The following is an 18446-nucleotide window of genomic DNA, read 5'->3' as shown; positions in this document are numbered from 1 at the left end:
ATTATACGCCACACCAAGAGTTAAAGCCACCGTCCACAAAGATTATTTCTCCAGATACGAATGCCGATGCATCGCTGAGTAGATAGACTAAGGTGCCTTCTAATTCTGATGGATCCCCTAACCTTCTGTATGGGGTTCCATTGATGAATTTCTGTGCCCTATCGGTATAGCTACCATCTGGATTGGTCAGTAAAGTTTTGTTTTGCTCGGTTAAGAAGACTCCAGGTGCAATCGCATTGACACGAACCTTATCGCCATAGCGAAGCGCCAATTCGGTGGACATCCACTTTGTGAAGCCATCAATGGCATGCTTGGCAACGGTATAGCCCAACACGCGGGTCAATGGTCTTGACGCAGCCAAGGAGGAGATATTGATGATGGAACCTTTGCCCTTTACAGCGATGAGTTCCCCAAAGATCAAGGTTGGAATAATGGTACCGTAAAGGTTAAGCTCAATCGCTTTGATGGTATCCTGGATTTTATTGTCAAATATATTTTGATCATCAGCGATCGTGGCACCTGGAATGTTACCCCCCACGGCATTGATCAGGCCGTCAATGCTGCCATAGCGATTTACGATCAGTTGTTTTGCATCTTTAACAGACTGCTCATCCATCACATCGGCAACAATACCTATAGCCTCTGCACCGAGGTCATTGGCCATGCTGATACGTTCATTGATTTTTTCTTGGTTTCTCCCGATAATACAGATTTTAGCGCCGGCCTCAGCTAATGCTTTGACAAAGGATTTGCCTAAAATCCCAGTGCCTCCTGTAATAACGATAACTTTATCTTTTAGGGAGAATTTATCTAGAATACTCATAGTTTATAGTTGATTATTATCCAATAATACAGAAATTATAGCGAAAAATCGGCAATGTAAACAGGATTATTACTTAAACGTTTTCGTAAAAACGCTGCAACAATCCATCAAAAACTATTATATTGTTGTTCAGTTTGACCTATGCCACAGATATTAACATTCGGTGAAGTATTGTACCGCCTTCAAAGCCTCAGTGAGTCCATTTTTGAAGGGGGAAATAATCGTTTAAAAATTTTCCCTGGTGGTTCGGAAGCCAATGTGGCCGTTGGTTTGGCCCAAATGGGAGATCAGGTCCAGTTCTGCTCTGCATTTCCGGATAATAGCCTTGCAAATGAATTAAAGGATAGCATCCAGAATTTAGGAGTGGATTGCTCTAAGGCGATCCGCTTTGGAGATCGTATTGGGAGCTATATCCTGCTTTCTGCTAATGGATTGAGTAGCGGTGAGGTGGTATATGACCGAAAGTATTCCAGCTTTAGCCAGTTAAAGCCTGAGAATATCGATTTTGATCTCCTCTTTCAAGATGTAGATTGGTTTCACTGGTCGGCATTGACACCAGCGCTTTCCCAAGAAATGGCAGACCTGATGGAGCAAGTGCTGAAGGAAGCGGATCAAAGAGGGATTACGATTTCTGTAGACCTTAATTACCGCAGCAAGCTTTGGAAATATGGCAAGGAGCCTTTGGAAATCATGCCGAAATTGGCTGCGTATTGCGATGTTATCATGGGAAATATTTGGGCTGCACAAAACATGCTCGATAGCCCCGTTGAAATAGGATTAAACCGACAAACAACCAAAGAAATATATTTTAACAGTTCCCAAATATCTGCAAAGCATATTTTTGAAACTTTCCCTAAGGCGAAACATATCGCCAATACCTTTCGGTTCATGGACCATCCAAAACATAACCTGTTTTATGGCACCTACCATAGCAGAAATGAAGACAGCATCTCAGAGACTTTTGAGACGGAAGCTGTGGTTGATAGGATCGGAAGTGGCGATGCTTTTATGGCGGGATTGATCCATGCTTTGAGGAAGGGGTTCTCTGCTCAGGAAACCATTGATTTCGCAACTGGAGCAGGTTATCAAAAATTATTTGTGGAAGGAGATTTTGGAAATGGAAAAGCAAACTAACATGAAAGAAGAAATTATCAAAGATATCATTCGAAATCCGGTCATTCCTGTTTTCTATCATGATGACGTCAATACCTGTATTCAGATTCTAAAAAGTTGTTATGAAGGTGGTATTCGGGTTTTTGAATTTGTGAACCGAGGAAATGAAGCCGAACAGAATTTTAAAGCTCTGCGAAACTATAAGGAAGAGCATTTTCCAGACCTAAGACTAGGTATTGGGACGATAATGCATGCGGATGATGCAGATCGATTTATCGAACTGGGAGCCGACTTCTTGGTCAGTCCTATCTTTTCGGAATGTGTCGCAAGTAGTGCCAATAAGAACAACATCCTATGGATACCGGGCTGCATGACCCCTACCGAGATTTCTGATGCTCAATTAGCTGGCTGCACCTTCGTGAAATTGTTCCCGGGGGAAACTCTTGGTCCAGGCTTTCTGAAAAGCATCAAGCCTATCTTTCCTAAATTGAGATTTATGCCTACAGGTGGTGTGGATTGTACGGAAGAAAGCATCAACAAATGGTTTGAAGCCGGAGTTAGTGCCGTAGGATTAGGTTCTAAATTATTCGTAAAAGTGGGTGGAAATTATGAATATGGACAGATTGCTGAAAGCTGCAGCAAACTATTGACCTGGGCAAAAAGAGAGGCTTGATCTGTTAAAGACTAATCTCTACCAACTGCTTGTTTTCAAGGATAGATCTTTCGAACTTCCTGATATTCCTTTTATCGATCAGAACCTCAATATCAATCGTCAATAAATCTGCTGACATGGTCTGCTTTTTTATTTTGACATGCTTGGCAAGTGGCTTGATTTCAGACAACAATTGATCTTTGGCATCCAGGTCTTCTCTTTTCATACTGACACTCACCAATCGAACTATGTTATGGATCACATATTTATTCAATAAAGGCCCAGATACGATAATGGCAAAACAAGCTAAAAGGAAAATGGCAGCGATCACATATACGCCAAAGCCGATGGCCATCCCAATGGCTGCAGACATCCAGATAATACTGGCAGTAGTCAACCCATTCACATTCACGCCATCCTTAAAGATTACCCCTGCACCTAGGAAACCAATCCCCGAAACCACATAGGAGGCTATACGGGTAGCGTCCTCAGATTCCCCAGCTCCCAACTTGAAAGACAGCAAAGAAAACAGGGTACTCCCCAGACAGATAATAGAAATGGTCTTGAAGCCGGCCGATTTATCCTTCCACTCGCGCTCAAATCCCAATACGAATCCAGCACAGAGTGACAATACGGCTTTCAACAAGTCATTCCAATCCCAAACAAGTTGATTGATAATAAAGTCGATAGATGCGATGTCAGTCATAATCAGAGGAACAAATATAAGATGAAATTGTTAATAAAAATCTTTAATTCATCCAAAAACAAAAAAGCTCGGCTACAGGAGCCGAGCTTTTTTTATTTCCATTAGGAAGTTTAATTCCTAAATCTTTCTGTATTAATCTTCTTCCTTAGAAGCCAACAACTGATCGTATTCTTCACGAGAACCAACGATGATGTTGCTGTATTGACGTAAACCTGTACCTGAAGGGATTAAGTGTCCAACAATAACGTTTTCTTTCAATCCTAATAAGTTATCACGTTTACCTGCGATAGCAGCTTCATTCAATACTTTGGTAGTTTCCTGGAAGGAAGCAGCAGAGATAAACGATTTCGTACCTAATGAAGCTCTTGTAATACCTTGCAACAATGGACTAGAAGTAGCTGGAATGGCATCACGCACTTCCACTAATTTCAAGTCTTGACGTTTCAAGCTAGAGTTTTCTTCACGTAATTTACGAAGATTTACGATCTGTCCTGGACGCAATGATTTAGAATCACCTGCATCTACAACCACTTTCTTGTCGTAAAGTGAATCGTTTTCTTCCATGAAGTCCCATTTGTTTACAGCTTCTTTTTCTAAGAAACGAGTATCTCCTGGATCTTCGATGTTCACTTTTTGCATCATTTGGTGAACGATGGTTTCAAAGTGTTTATCGTTGATCTTCACACCTTGTAGACGGTAAACCTCTTGGATACCATTCACAATGTATTCCTGAACTGCAGAAGGACCTTTGATCGATAAGATGTCTGAAGGAGAAATCTGACCATCTGAAAGCGGCATACCCGCTTTGATAAAGTCATTATCCTGTACCAAGATGTGTTTCGAAAGTGGAACTAAGTATTTCTTCACCTGTCCGTCACGGGACTCGATAGAAATCTCACGGTTACCACGTTTAACACCACCTAAGGTCACAACACCATCGATTTCAGTAACAACTGCTGGGTTTGAAGGATTACGAGCCTCGAACAACTCCGTTACACGAGGAAGACCACCCGTAATATCTCGGGTCTTACCTGTAGAACGAGGGATCTTAACTAAGATCGCACCTTCTTTTACTTTTTGTCCATCAGATACCGAAACGTGTGCTCCTACTGGAATGTTATATGAACGAATGATTTCACCTTTGTTATCCAAGACTTTGATCATCGGGTTTTTAGTCTTATCACGAGTCTCAATGATCACTTTCTCTTTGTGTCCAGTTTGCTCATCAGATTCCTCACGGTAAGTAATACCTTCGATAATCGCATCGAATTCTACCTTACCCGCAAATTCAGAGATAATTACAGCGTTGTATGGATCCCAGTCAACCAACTTAGTTCCTTTATCAACTTTCTCTCCTTCTTTAACGTATAGGTTCGATCCATAAGGAATGATTTGTTGGTAAAGGACTTTCTTATCGTCATTTACAACTTTAATCTCTCCTGAACGACCCAATACAACTTGGTAAGGACCAAATTCACCTTCTTTTTCTACTGTACGAACGTTCTCAAATTCGATTTTACCATCGTATTTAGAGATGATCGAAGATTCAGCAGCAATGTTAGATGCCGTACCACCGACGTGGAATGTACGAAGTGTCAACTGTGTACCCGGCTCACCGATTGACTGAGCAGCAATTACACCAACAGCTTCACCTAATTGAACACGTTTTCCTGACGCTAAGTTACGTCCGTAACAACATGCACAAACTCCACGCTTAGACTCACAAGTTAATACAGAACGGATTTCAACCCCTTCAATTCCTGCATTCTCGATTGCCTCAGCAATTTCTTCAGTGATATCATCATTTGCAGCAACGATCAATTCGTCTGTCTCAGGATGTACAACATCGTTCAATGGCGTACGTCCTAAAATACGGTCGTACAATGGTTCAACGATATCGTCATTATCCTTAAGCGCTGTTGTATAGATACCGCGTAAACCGTTACAGTCTTGCTCAACAACAATCATATCTTGAGCAACGTCATGTAAACGACGAGTTAAGTAACCCGCATCGGCTGTTTTCAACGCTGTATCGGCAAGACCTTTACGCGCACCGTGGGTAGAGATAAAGTACTCCAATACTGACAAACCTTCTTTGAAGTTTGAAAGGATCGGGTTTTCGATAATCTCACCACCTGAAGTACCTGATTTCTGAGGTTTCGCCATCAAACCACGCATACCGCATAACTGACGGATCTGCTCTTTCGAACCACGAGCTCCTGAATCCAACATCATGTAAACAGAGTTGAAACCTTGGTTGTCGTTCGAAAGGATATCCATAACGTGCGCTGTCAACTTGTTGTTGATACGTGTCCAGATATCGATGATTTGGTTATAACGTTCGTTGTTCGTAATGAAACCCATGTTATAGTTGTTCATTACTTCTTCAACTTCGTTTGTAGCTTGAGTGATCAAATCAGCTTTCGCAGCAGGGATGTTCAAATCTTGAAGGTTGAACGATAGACCACCTTTGAATGCTGTTTGGAATCCTAATTCTTTCATGTCATCCAAGAATTTCGCTGCACGAGCCATACCCGTGTTCTTTACGATCTCTCCAATGACATTACGAAGTGATTTCTTAGTCAATAATTCATTGATGTAACCTACCTCTTCTGGAACGATTTGGTTGAAGATCACACGACCCACAGTCGTTTCAATGATTTGATCTTTGAATTCTCCTTCTTTAGTCTTAACACGAGCTTTAACTTTGATAAACGAGTGAAGATCTACTTTTGCTTCGTTCAAGGCAATGATTACCTCTTCTGCTGAATAGAAAGTACTTCCTTCACCTTTCATCACACGGCTATCGTCAGTTTTACGGCCTTTAGTAATATAGTAAAGACCCAATACCATATCTTGTGATGGTACTGTAACTGGAGAACCGTTTGCAGGGTTAAGAATGTTGTGTGCTGCCAACATCAAGATTTGGGCTTCCAAAATTGCAGCATTACCTAATGGTAAGTGAACTGCCATCTGGTCACCGTCGAAATCGGCGTTGAACGCTGTACACACTAATGGGTGTAATTGAATAGCTTTACCCTCTACCAAAGTCGGTTGGAAAGCCTGGATACCCAAACGGTGAAGCGTAGGTGCACGGTTTAGTAATACTGGGTGACCTTTCAATACGTTCTCAAGGATATCCCATACTACTGGATCTTTGCGATCTACAATTTTCTTCGCTGACTTCACTGTCTTTACGATCCCTCTTTCGATCATCTTACGGATGATGAACGGTTTATAAAGCTCAGCAGCCATATCTTTAGGAAGACCACACTCGTGTAATTTCAAGTGAGGACCAACGACGATTACCGAACGAGCCGAGTAGTCAACACGTTTACCTAATAAGTTCTGACGGAAACGACCTTGCTTACCTTTAAGGATATCCGATAAAGATTTCAAAGCACGGTTACCTTCAGTCTTAACCGCATTTACCTTACGTGAGTTATCGAATAACGAGTCAACTGCTTCTTGAAGCATACGTTTCTCGTTACGTAAGATTACCTCTGGAGCTTTGATCTCGATCAAACGCTTCAAACGGTTGTTACGGATAATTACACGACGGTAAAGGTCATTTAAGTCTGAAGTCGCAAAACGACCACCATCCAAAGGAACTAAAGGACGTAACTCTGGTGGAATAATAGGTACGATCTTAACGATCATCCATTCCGGACGGTTTTCGATATGATCATTAGCACCACGGAAAGCCTCTACAACATGAAGACGTTTCAACGCCTCGTTTTTACGTTGTTGAGAAGTTTCGTTAGCTGCTTGGTGACGAAGATCGTATGACAATTGGTCTAAGTCTAGACGTTTCAACAAATCTTCCAATGCCTCTGCACCCATCTTAGCGATGAATTTCTGAGGATCGTTGTCATCCAAGTATTGGTTTTCTTTCGGAAGAGTATCTAAGATATCTAAATATTCCTCTTCTGTCAAGAAATCCATGTATGAAATACCATCTTCTTCTTTGATACCAGCTTGGATAACCACGTATCTTTCGTAGTAGATGATCATATCCAACTTCTTCGTTGGAAGGCCTAATAAATAACCAATTTTGTTAGGTAGAGAACGGAAGTACCAGATATGAGCAACCGGAACCACCAAGTTGATGTGTCCCATACGCTCACGACGTACTTTCTTCTCTGTAACTTCAACACCACAACGGTCACAAACGATCCCTTTATAACGGATACGCTTGTACTTACCACAGTGACATTCGTAGTCTTTTACTGGACCGAAAATACGCTCACAGAATAGACCATCACGTTCTGGTTTATAAGTACGGTAGTTGATAGTTTCTGGTTTAGTAACCTCACCACTTGAACGCTCCAAAATAGTCTCTGGAGACGCTAAGCTGATCGTAATCGATGTAAAGTTACTTTTGATTTTGTTATCTTTTTTGTAAGACATACTTAGTAAAAAGTTAAAGCTGTATGTGAAAGCTTAAGAAGGTTATTCACCCTCTTAAGCTTAATTTGCTTGATTAATCTAATGTGATATCTAAACCTAATCCGCGTAGCTCGTGTACCAATACGTTGAACGATTCTGGTACCGATGGAGTTGGCAGGTTGTTTCCTTTTACGATTGCCTCGTAAGTTTTCGCACGACCTACTACATCATCAGATTTTACAGTTAAGATCTCTTGAAGGATGTTGGATGCACCAAATGCCTCTAACGCCCAAACCTCCATCTCACCAAAACGCTGACCACCGAACTGTGCCTTACCACCTAATGGTTGTTGAGTAATCAACGAGTATGGACCAATTGAACGTGCGTGCATCTTATCATCAACCATGTGTCCTAATTTCAACATGTAGATTACTCCAACTGTTGTAGGTTGGTCAAAACGATCACCTGTCAATCCATTGTATAGGTAAGTACGACCTGATTTAGGCAAACCTGCTTTTTCAACCCACTCTTCTACTTGGTCCATTTCAGCACCATCGAAGATTGGAGTAGCAAATTTAACGCCCAATTTTTGTCCTGCCCAGCCTAATACAGTTTCATAGATCTGTCCAAGGTTCATACGCGAAGGTACCCCTAGTGGGTTCAACACGATATCAACTGGAGTTCCGTCCTCTAAGAAAGGCATATCTTCATCACGTACAATACGTGCAACAATACCTTTGTTACCGTGACGTCCCGCCATTTTGTCACCTACTTTCAGCTTACGTTTTTTGGCAACATATACTTTCGCCATTTGAACGATACCCGATGGAAGCTCATCACCGACAGAGATTGCAAATTTCTCACGCTTGAATGCACCTAACTCCTCATTAACTTTAATGTTGTAGTTGTGCAATGCAAGTTTGATCATGTCATTCTTGTCATCATCAGTTGTCCATCCTGTAGGATTAACGTTGTTATAGTCAAGATCAGTAAGGATCTTTTGAGTAAACTTAGCGCCCTTAGCTACCAATAATTCTTTGTAAACATTGTAAATACCTTGTGAGGTCTTACCATTTACGATCGTGAATAATTTCTCAACTAAACGATCTTTAAGAATCTTGATGTTTCTATCATGAGCAACTTCTAGTTTCTCTAAAGCTTTACGTTCAACTTCTTTAGACATTTTCTTCGCACGAGAGAACAACTTCGTATCGATAACCACACCTTTGATTGATGGTGGAGTTTTCAATGAAGCATCCTTCACGTCACCAGCTTTGTCACCAAAGATCGCACGTAATAACTTCTCTTCTGGTGAAGGATCAGACTCTCCTTTTGGAGTAATCTTACCAATTAAGATATCACCTTCGCCAACCTCAGCACCAACACGGATAATACCGTTCTCATCAAGGTCTTTCGTAGCTTCTTCAGAAACGTTAGGGATATCAGCTGTTAATTCTTCCTCACCACGTTTTGTGTCACGAACTTCAAGTTCGAACTCTTCAATGTGTAATGAAGTGAATAAATCTTGTGATACTACACGCTCAGAGATTACGATCGCATCCTCAAAGTTGTATCCTTGCCAAGGCATGAATGCCACTTTCAAGTTTCTACCTAATGCCAATTCACCGTCCTCGGTTGCATAGCCTTCACATAATACCTGACCTTTTTCAACTCTCTGTCCTTTCGTAACGATCGGTTTCAAGTTGATACAAGTATTCTGGTTGGTTTTCTTGAACTTGGTCAATCTATATGCTTTCACATCATCGTCGAATGATACCAAACGATCGTTGTCGTTTCTATCGTAACGGATGTGAATTTCTTGTGCATCTACATATTCTACTGTTCCGTTTCCTTCAGCATTGATCAATGTACGTGAATCTTTCGCTACACGAGCTTCCAATCCAGTACCTACAACCGGTGCTTGCGGACGCAACAATGGAACTGCTTGACGTTGCATGTTCGAACCCATCAATGCACGGTTGGCATCATCATGCTCCAAGAAAGGAATCAATGAAGCCGCGATTGATGTAATCTGGTTCGGAGAAACGTCCATATAGTCTAATTTCTCAGGCTCGATAATTGGGAAGTCACCCTCATATCTAGCTTTTACTTTAGCATCTAAGAAATTACCTTTATCATCATATAGAGCATTTGCTTGCGCAATTGTCTTATCGTCTTCATCTTCAGCAGATAAATAAACAACTGGTTTATCAACCACAACCTTACCATCAGAAACGATACGGTATGGAGTTTCGATAAATCCTAGGTTATTGATTTTCGCATGAACTGACAATGACGAAATCAAACCAATGTTTGGACCCTCTGGAGTTTCAATTGTACACAAACGACCGTAGTGCGTATAGTGAACGTCACGTACCTCGAAACCGGCACGCTCTCTAGAAAGACCACCTGGACCTAAAGCTGATAGACGACGTTTGTGCGTAATCTCAGCCAATGGGTTGGTTTGATCCATGAACTGTGATAACTGGTTCGTTCCGAAGAATGAATTGATCACTGATGACAATGTACGAGCATTAATCAAATCAGTAGGCGTAAACACCTCGTTATCACGAATGTTCATACGCTCACGGATAGTACGAGCCATACGAGCTAGACCTACACCGAATTGCGCATATAATTGCTCACCTACCGTACGAACACGACGGTTAGATAAGTGGTCGATATCATCCACCTCAGCTTTCGAGTTGATCAAGTTGATCAAGTACTTCACGATAGCGATGATATCTTCACGAGTCAAAACTTTTGTATCCGACGGTGTATCAAGTTTCAATTTACGGTTGATACGGTATCTACCCACATCCCCTAAATCGTAACGTTTATCCGAGAAGAACAAACGGTCAATGATACCACGTGCAGTTTCCTCATCAGGTGGTTCTGCGTTACGCAATTGACGATAGATATGCTCTACCGCTTCTTTCTCTGAGTTGGAAGTATCTTTTTGTAAAGTGTTATATATAATCGAATAGTCCGCATTGTTTGACTCATCTTCCTTGGTCAGGATAATGGATTTCACTCCAGCGTCGATGATCAGGTCAATGTGGTCTTCTTCTAATATGGTTTCACGTTCAAGGATGATCTCGTTACGGTCGATTGATACTACTTCACCTGTATCTTCGTCCACGAAATCCTCTGTCCATTTGTTCAATACCCTAGCCGCTAAACGACGACCAACGTATTTCTTCAATCCAGATTTACTAACTTTAACTTCATCTGCAAGGTCGAAAAGCTCTAAGATTTCCTTATCCGAATCGAAACCGATTGCACGTAACAAGGTAGTAACTGGGAATTTTTTCTTACGGTCGATATAAGCATACATCACGTTGTTCACGTCTGTAGCAAACTCGATCCAAGAACCTTTAAAAGGAATAACCCTAGCAGAATAAAGTTTAGTACCATTGGTATGTCTACTTTGACCAAAGAACACACCAGGGGAACGGTGCAATTGAGAAACGATAACACGTTCAGCTCCATTGATCACGAAAGTACCTTTTGGAGTCATGTACGGAATGGTTCCTAAATACACGTCTTGTACAATGGTTTCGAAATCTTCGTGTTCTTCATCATTACAAGACAACTTCAATTTAGCCTTTAAAGGTACGCTATAAGTCAGTCCACGCTCAATACACTCTTGGATATCGTAACGCGGTGGATCAATGAAATAATCCAAAAACTCTAGCACAAAGATGTTTCTTGAATCAGAAATAGGGAAGTTTTCTGCGAAAACCTTGTAAAGCCCTTCCTGATGGCGGTTGTCAGAAGTAGTCTCTAATTGAAAAAACTCCTTGAAAGACTCTAATTGTACGTCCAAGAAATCCGGATAATCAATCACCTTCTTACTTGTCGCAAAATTTACTCTTTCTTTTTGAATATTATTGTTTGCCAAGGGAATAAGAATTTAGTTTTAAAAAACTGAGCTAACATCTGCTGATTCCGTCTTCCGATCAAGCATCAGCAGGGGCTTGATCCATACACTATATTTATAAACAGGAATAGACTCTGATAGATTTGGACTATCAGAGTCTAAGTTTTTGGTGCATTATGCGAGATTACTTAATCTCAACAACAGCTCCAGCTTCTTCTAATTGTTTTTTCAAAGCTTCAGCTTCGTCTTTAGAAACACCTGTTTTTAATTCTTTAGGTGCACCGTCAACTAAGTCTTTTGCTTCTTTCAAGCCTAAACCAGCTAAATCTTTAACTAATTTTACGACAGCTAATTTCTGACCACCAGCTTCTTTCAAGATCACATCGAAAGATGTTTTCTCTTCAGCAGCAGCAGCACCATCACCAGCACCTGGAGCAGCAGCAACAGCTACAGCAGCAGCAGCAGGCTCAATACCGTATTCGTCTTTTAAGATATCAGCTAATTCTTTAACTTCTTTTACTGTTAAGTTAACTAACTGTTCAGCAAGTTGTTTTAAATCTGCCATTTTATTTTGAATTTTTGAATGTTCTTTTAAAAAAATTGTTAATTAAAATTTAACGAACGTTTGTTATTAAACTGAGGGTTCGTTAGCCTCTTTCTTCTAAAGCTTTTACTAAGCCTGAAATTGTATTTCCGCCTGATTGAAGCGCAGAAATAACATTCTTCGCAGGAGATTGAAGTAAAGCAATAACGTCTGCAATAAGTTCTTCCTTAGATTTAAGGGTCACTAATGCGTCAAGTTGGTTGTCGCCCACAAAAGCAGTCTCTTGAATGTACGCTGCTTTTAATACTGGCTTGTCACCTTCTTTACGTAATTGTTTGATCAATTTCGCTGGAGCATTCCCTATTTCGGAAAACATTAGGGTTGAAGCTCCTTTTAATACGCCAAAGATCTCTTCTGAATCTACACCCGCCTCTAACAACGCTTTCTTAATCAAGGTGTTTTTCACAACCTTAATCTCGATTCCCTGCTCGAAACATTTACGACGAATATTATTCACCTTTTCTACAGTCAGATTAGCAGTGTCAGCAATATAGAAATTGCCGTAAGATTTAATCTGTTCTGCTAAAGCTTCAACAATTTCATGTTTAAGTTCTTTTCTCATGATTAAATTCCTGCTACTGATTTAGTTTCAATATGAATACTAGGACTCATAGTTGAAGAAATGTGAATACTCTTGAAGTACGTTCCTTTTGCTGCAGACGGTTTCAAACGTGAAATTGTTTGTAACACTTCTAATGCGTTGTCATAGATTTTATCTGCGTCGAAAGACACTTTACCAACTGAAGTGTGGATGATACCTGTTTTGTCAACCTTGAAGTCGATCTTACCAGCTTTTACCTCAGTCACAGCTTTTCCAACTTCTGGAGTTACTGTTCCTGTTTTAGGGTTAGGCATTAAGTTTCTTGGACCTAAAATACGACCCAATTTACCTACTTTCGCCATAACACTAGGCATTGTGATGATAATGTCAACGTCAGTCCAACCACCTTCGATTTTGCTGATATAGTCATCAAGACCTACGTAGTCTGCACCTGCCGCCTTAGCTTCTTCTTCCTTGTCAGGAGTACATAAAACTAATACACGTACCGTCTTACCAGTACCGTGTGGCAATGTTGCAATACCACGAACCATTTGATTTGCTTTACGAGGATCTACGCCCAAACGAACGTCGATATCCACAGAAGCATCAAATTTGGTGTTGGTGATCTCTTTTACTAAAGCCGCAGCTTCTTTCAAAGAGTATGCTTTACCAGCTTCAATTTTGGATAGTGCCGCTTTTTGATTTTTTGTTAATCTAGCCACTTTCTTAAACTGATTTCGTTAATTAATTTTTCCAAGGAGCATCACCAGATACAGTGATACCCATACTACGCGCTGTACCAGCAACCATTCTCATAGCTGATTCTACAGTAAATGCATTCAAATCTGGCATCTTATCTTCCGCAATCTGTTTTACTTGATCCCATGAAATGGAAGCAACTTTCTTACGGTTAGGCTCTCCCGATCCGCTCTTAAGCTTCGCTGCATCTTTTAATTGAACAGCTACCGGTGGAGTTTTAATGATAAAATCAAAAGATTTGTCGGCATATACAGTGATCACAACAGGTAATACTTGACCTGGTTTGTCTTGCGTACGAGCGTTAAATTGCTTACAGAAATCCATAATGTTCACACCTTTAGCACCTAATGCAGGTCCTACCGGTGGAGATGGATTCGCAGCTCCGCCCTTCACTTGTAATTTTACTAACGCACTGACTTCTTTTGCCATTTTTTCTGTGATTTAATTTGTTAAATGTTTGTTAGTAAGTTGGAAGCAATAACGTAACATTTAATTCTCGATGGCAACAAAACATAGTTTTGCAACCAAACGAGGTGCAAAGATAACTAAATATCTGATAATAAAAAAGTATTTTTTCTTTTTTTATTTACCTAATAATAAGCGCACTTGGTCCCCCCAGGCACCGATCATCAAGTCCGGAATCTTATCCCCATTCACATCCCCCACATCGATCCCCCAGGCTCGCTCCACCGTCACCTTCGGAATGGCCTCCTCTGTGGCAAAACTGAACTTGCCCGAACCGTCATTCTTCAAGGCCTGGACCTGCATCGCCTCAAAGGGCGGAATCTTCAATGCACTCAATATTATATCTAGATCCCCGTCGCGATCATAGTCGATCACATTACAGGCATAGGTTGAAAATTCATAGGCAGGGATCCTGGCATCTGTCTCATCGACAAATTTTCCCTCACCTTTATTAATAAATAAACGTCCCGTAGGGTTTCGCTCCTTCTTTCCACCATTACTGGTCAGGTTGGCAAAGAAAATATCATCCTTTCCATCCTTATCGGCATCGAATACGATGACCTCCCGACTATGCAAGGGCTCTGTGGTTTGCAAAGCACCCTCCTGTTCTGTAAATTTTCCCTTTCCATCATTGAAATACAATCGGCTCGGTGGAGTTTCGGTACCCAATACCATATCTAAATCACCATCGCCATCGGCATCAAATAATTTGACCGACTGCACCTCGTCCATGTTGTCAGGCAGACTTCCCGGCGCCGAATCAATCAGGTAGCCCGGTTTATTCGGATCATTTAACCAAATAAAGGTTCTTGCCCCTTCGCCGGTATTACCAATAACGATATCCGGCAACCCATCTCCATTCACATCCCCTATATCCAATCCATTGCCCTCACTCTTGCCCAACAAACGGTCTGAAACATTCCGAAAGGTGCCATCCCCATTTCCTAAATAATATTCATGGGTTTTATTGTCTTCAGCGACGAATATCACATCTGAAAAACCATCATTGTCCATATCGGCAACACGCACATGCTCTGTATCGTTATTTTCATTCACAAAAACATCCTTCTTCCAAGTGAAATTACCATTGCCATCATTGATATAAAGACGGTTGGGTTGCATTTCCAGCGCAAAGATGGCATCCAATGCGCCATCTCCATTCACATCTACCAAAGCAACATCCAAAGCATGCGTTTTTGGATCCAGGGGTATGCTGCCTTCTGTAACGTCAGAAAAATAAGCGGTCTCATTATCCTGTGCAAAAACAGTATATCCTTGGCTTAGGGCAAGAAAAATCAATGCATAGCCCAAATATTTGGGCTTAAAATTTAGAATAATCATAAGCTTATTTTTTAAGGTTTACAGAAATTGTGTCTATAACTACTTATTATCAACAGTTTACAGCAACATTTGTTTGTAGACCCTATTTCAGCCCTTCATACAGCGCCTTACTCAAGGTCAGCTGATCATCATCCCCTTTAAATTCCCAATACATGGCCCCAAGGATGCCTTGGGATTTGATATAGGCAGCCTTTTCCCGGATCGACCTTTCATTCTCAAAGGTCAACACCAACTTCCCGGTGCTGTCCACTAAATAAGGTACCTTCGATTCATCATCCCATTTTTCTTCAAACTGGGTCAACTTGGGTATGTTTCGGAACATCACAAAATCACTCACCTGCACTTTATCTCCTCTTCCATAGAATGGAATCCCCATCACCAATTTGTTCTTCGGAACACCGGCATCAATATGGGCTTGCAAGGCTTCTACCAAGGTAATACGTCCAGCAAGATCCGATTTATATAGACTATTATGTTGCAATGGAGGTTTTGAGACATCATACATCATGATATTCACAAAATCAATATCCTTATCGATCGCTCTAAAATCAATATATTTTCCATCTGCTATGGTCGCTAGGGTCAATAATTTTTTCGGACCGATTGCCTTACGGATATCCTGCATTAAAAGAGTAAAGTTCTTGGTATCATCTGGAGAGGAAGATATGCCCGCTTCATCACTGGTCGGATATTCCCAATCAATATCGATTCCATCCAGATCAAATTCCTTTACGATCTTTTGGCAATCTTTAGCAAAGCCCAATCTATTGTCCTTATCAGCTGCCATTTCACTGAATCGACCAGAAGTCCAGCCACCGATCGACAACAAGATCTTCAGATCCGGATGATTCTTTTTCAAGGCTACAATTTCTTTTAATCTTGCTGGGTTATCCACTTTCACCCCATTGAAAGTCTCATTGACATGACCAAAGGCATAATTAATATGGCTGATCAGATTAGGGTCAGGCATCGGACCTTTCCCCGAAGTAACATAAGCGATGATTACAGGCTTCTTACCTTGGGCAACCAAGGTAAAGGGAACTGCAAACAGCATAATCAGAGCCATTAGGATCAGCTTGTTCGTGTGATTTCTTTTCATAGTATTATGATATTATAGTTTAAGTTTTATACCAAAACGGTTCAACAAGATGCCAAACCAAAGCATTAAATAGGCCCATAGCAAGGAACCCAATACAGCTAACCACATCTGGTCAGGCTGCTTATAGAAAAACAAGGGTATTCCGAATCCCCAAACCAAGAAATAGATCAGGTCTGGAGCCAAATAGGTGGTCAATGAATTTTGACCCGCCAGCTCAAACAGCCGACTAAATTTATTATACCTCCTGACATCTATAAAGTAATAGACCAGAACAAATAGCATAATGCTGATCCCATTGCAAAGCATGCCCCAGGAAGGGGTCGCTTGGATCTTGGATACGATGAACCATTGGTGGAATACCAAGCCCACTAGCAAGCTAATAAGGCCATACATGGATAAATAAATGGCCAGCTTCTTCCAATCCTTTGAATATTTCTTAACAATCAAGGTCGCTGCCATTCCTGAAAGGACAATCATCGGCACATTACCATGAAGGACCACATCAAAAAACTCTTGGAAAGAAAACAGCTGCGGAATCCATCCGCTTAAGGATGCCACATTCAGGAATAAGAAAAAGATAATTGCCAAGAATGCAGCCCAAAGCTTGTCCTGAAGCAGCAGATAGACCGAACCTGCAACCAAATATCCCCAACCGATCTGCCCTAAAATACCCCACCAACTCTTCTCAAACCAAGTCGGTGATTCTGGAGTTCCAGCCCGAAATATATAGGCTAAACCAAGCAGCCCTACTATTCCCAACAACTTCAGCCCAATAAAAAGGTTTTTGTTCCTGTCCTTTGGATAGTTGTTCCAGATCAAAAATATACAGACATAGACCAACCCTATCCACAGCAACTTGTTCATGCCCGTCATTTCCGGATTTAAGCTGCTGGAATTAACCACCAATAGTCCAATAATGATCAAGCTAATCGACCTGCTGATGATATGGAACCAGATCTGCCAAGTCGGTTCACCGATTTTCCGTCTAGCAGCCACCGCATAAGGAATAGCCATCCCCACCATAAAAAGGAAGCCCGGAAACACCCAATCTGCCAATCCCATCCCATCCACATCAGCTTCCGTATGCAGCAGCCATTTCGGTACACCAGGAATAAAAAGATCATTGACAAACAACATCAAGAACAAGGTCAAGCCTCGCATAATATCAATAGCACGAACCCGTAATTTCTTAGGTTCAGGCGGATAAGAAGAAATGGATGGTGACTTCGACATCATTAATTTAGGTAATTCAATTCCTAAATATACAAAATTGAATCGGACTTGATTGCTATGAAGCAAGCCGATCCCAGACGATCATCGAGCGGAGCCGAGATGACCATCAATAGTGTCCTAAAGGAGCGGAGGCGAGATGCCGCTCAGGGTACGGGGTGAGAGGACGGGCCAAGACCTATTCCCTTTTCTGTGTCATCGTGACGAAGGAACGATCTCGGAACTATTCAAACCATAATTGCATTGGCGTACAGGTCCTGCACCTTAGGTGCAGGATGACAAAATGTAGTATACATTGACGTACAGATTCTTCACTGATCGTTCAGAATTGGAAATGTGCTTGTGAGGGATACATAGTAAGCTCAGCGAAGCCGAGATTACCATCAATAGCATCCTAAAGGATCATCGAGCGAAGTCGAGATGACGCTGAAGGATCACCCACAGCAAGGATCAACTCCCCCTCGACTCCGCTCGGGGATCATACCCACAAAGGTTGAGAGACAATCAGCGGAGCCAAGATACCGCCCAACCATCGGAATATGATCTTGGCCCATCCTTGGTTGGTGAGCATTCTAAGATAAAAGCAAACAATTATGCTGATAATTTCACAAATGGTTCATCTCTTTTTACCACTGCGAATATTCTCAATATAATTTTGTTTGCAATAGCGTTGATTACAGATAGTTTATGTTTTCCTTCCTCCGTTTTCCTTTTATAATAATTTTTGAGCTGTGGGTCATGTTGTAGCGCCGATGAAGCTGCCTTGAACAGGATTGCCTTCATGTTTTTGTCGCTGATGGGACTGGTCCTGGCCCTTTTTCTTACGCTGCTTCCGGATTGG

The 18446-nt window shown here is 41.3% G+C and carries 14 protein-coding genes; 2 read left to right on the top strand and 12 right to left on the bottom strand.

The genetic code is table 11. The features are described 5' to 3' along the window. Position 1 precedes the first annotated feature (1 nt). A complete protein-coding gene (locus ACK2WI_RS07075) occupies positions 2 to 823 on the bottom strand; it encodes an SDR family oxidoreductase (protein ID WP_093098572.1) in 822 nt (273 codons plus the stop codon). A gap of 141 nt (positions 824 to 964) precedes the next feature. On the opposite strand from ACK2WI_RS07075, the gene ACK2WI_RS07070 reads away from it, so the two are divergent. After that, positions 965 to 1957: a PfkB family carbohydrate kinase gene (locus ACK2WI_RS07070; RefSeq protein WP_409150196.1), complete on the top strand. Its 993-nt coding sequence runs from the start codon at positions 965 to 967 to the stop codon at positions 1955 to 1957. Position 1958: 1 nt separating this feature from the next. Then, entirely contained in the window at positions 1959 to 2609 is a 651-nt protein-coding gene (locus ACK2WI_RS07065; protein ID WP_409150195.1) for a bifunctional 4-hydroxy-2-oxoglutarate aldolase/2-dehydro-3-deoxy-phosphogluconate aldolase, read from the top strand. A gap of 4 nt (positions 2610 to 2613) precedes the next feature. Here ACK2WI_RS07065 and ACK2WI_RS07060 read toward each other — a convergent pair whose 3' ends face one another. The 11 genes from ACK2WI_RS07060 to ACK2WI_RS07010 form a co-directional block, all read right to left on the bottom strand. Then, the gene (locus ACK2WI_RS07060) at positions 2614 to 3294 is read right to left on the bottom strand and encodes an MgtC/SapB family protein (protein WP_313367960.1); all 681 of its coding nucleotides are present in this window, start codon (positions 3292 to 3294) and stop codon (positions 2614 to 2616) included. A 132-nt stretch (positions 3295 to 3426) separates the two neighbouring features. Further along, entirely contained in the window at positions 3427 to 7704 is a 4278-nt protein-coding gene (gene rpoC, locus ACK2WI_RS07055; protein WP_312696287.1) for a DNA-directed RNA polymerase subunit beta', read from the bottom strand. A gap of 73 nt (positions 7705 to 7777) precedes the next feature. Beyond that, positions 7778 to 11587, bottom strand: a complete 3810-nt coding sequence (gene rpoB, locus ACK2WI_RS07050; RefSeq protein ID WP_185211030.1) for a DNA-directed RNA polymerase subunit beta — start codon at positions 11585 to 11587, stop codon at positions 7778 to 7780. A gap of 163 nt (positions 11588 to 11750) precedes the next feature. Further along, positions 11751 to 12131, bottom strand: a complete 381-nt coding sequence (gene rplL, locus ACK2WI_RS07045; protein ID WP_093098564.1) for a 50S ribosomal protein L7/L12 — start codon at positions 12129 to 12131, stop codon at positions 11751 to 11753. Positions 12132 to 12213: 82 nt separating this feature from the next. Beyond that, complete coding sequence (gene rplJ / locus ACK2WI_RS07040) at positions 12214 to 12732, bottom strand: 50S ribosomal protein L10 (protein WP_409150194.1); 519 nt, start codon at positions 12730 to 12732, stop codon at positions 12214 to 12216. Between the two features lie 2 nt (positions 12733 to 12734). Continuing rightward, a complete protein-coding gene (gene rplA / locus ACK2WI_RS07035; protein ID WP_093098561.1) occupies positions 12735 to 13433 on the bottom strand; it encodes a 50S ribosomal protein L1 in 699 nt (232 codons plus the stop codon). 22 nt (positions 13434 to 13455) lie between these two features. Next, a complete protein-coding gene (rplK, locus tag ACK2WI_RS07030; RefSeq protein ID WP_185211031.1) occupies positions 13456 to 13899 on the bottom strand; it encodes a 50S ribosomal protein L11 in 444 nt (147 codons plus the stop codon). Positions 13900 to 14052: 153 nt separating this feature from the next. Continuing rightward, complete coding sequence (locus tag ACK2WI_RS07025; protein WP_409150193.1) at positions 14053 to 15276, bottom strand: FG-GAP repeat domain-containing protein; 1224 nt, start codon at positions 15274 to 15276, stop codon at positions 14053 to 14055. 82 nt (positions 15277 to 15358) lie between these two features. After that, positions 15359 to 16375 carry a glycoside hydrolase family 18 protein gene (locus tag ACK2WI_RS07020; protein WP_409150192.1) on the bottom strand — a complete coding sequence of 339 codons (1017 nt, stop codon included), beginning with the start codon at positions 16373 to 16375 and terminating at the stop codon, positions 15359 to 15361. Positions 16376 to 16387: 12 nt separating this feature from the next. Next, positions 16388 to 17611, bottom strand: coding sequence for a DUF5009 domain-containing protein (locus ACK2WI_RS07015; RefSeq protein WP_409150191.1), 1224 nt, complete (start codon positions 17609 to 17611; stop codon positions 16388 to 16390). A 585-nt stretch (positions 17612 to 18196) separates the two neighbouring features. Next, the coding region (locus tag ACK2WI_RS07010) for a transposase (protein ID WP_409150190.1) at positions 18197 to 18446 on the bottom strand (250 nt) is incomplete at its 5' end.

The organism is Sphingobacterium sp. BS-2, from assembly GCF_046161205.1.
In the GTDB taxonomy this organism is placed as follows: domain Bacteria; phylum Bacteroidota; class Bacteroidia; order Sphingobacteriales; family Sphingobacteriaceae; genus Sphingobacterium; species Sphingobacterium mizutaii.
This window is presented reverse-complemented; position numbering and strand designations above follow the sequence as displayed.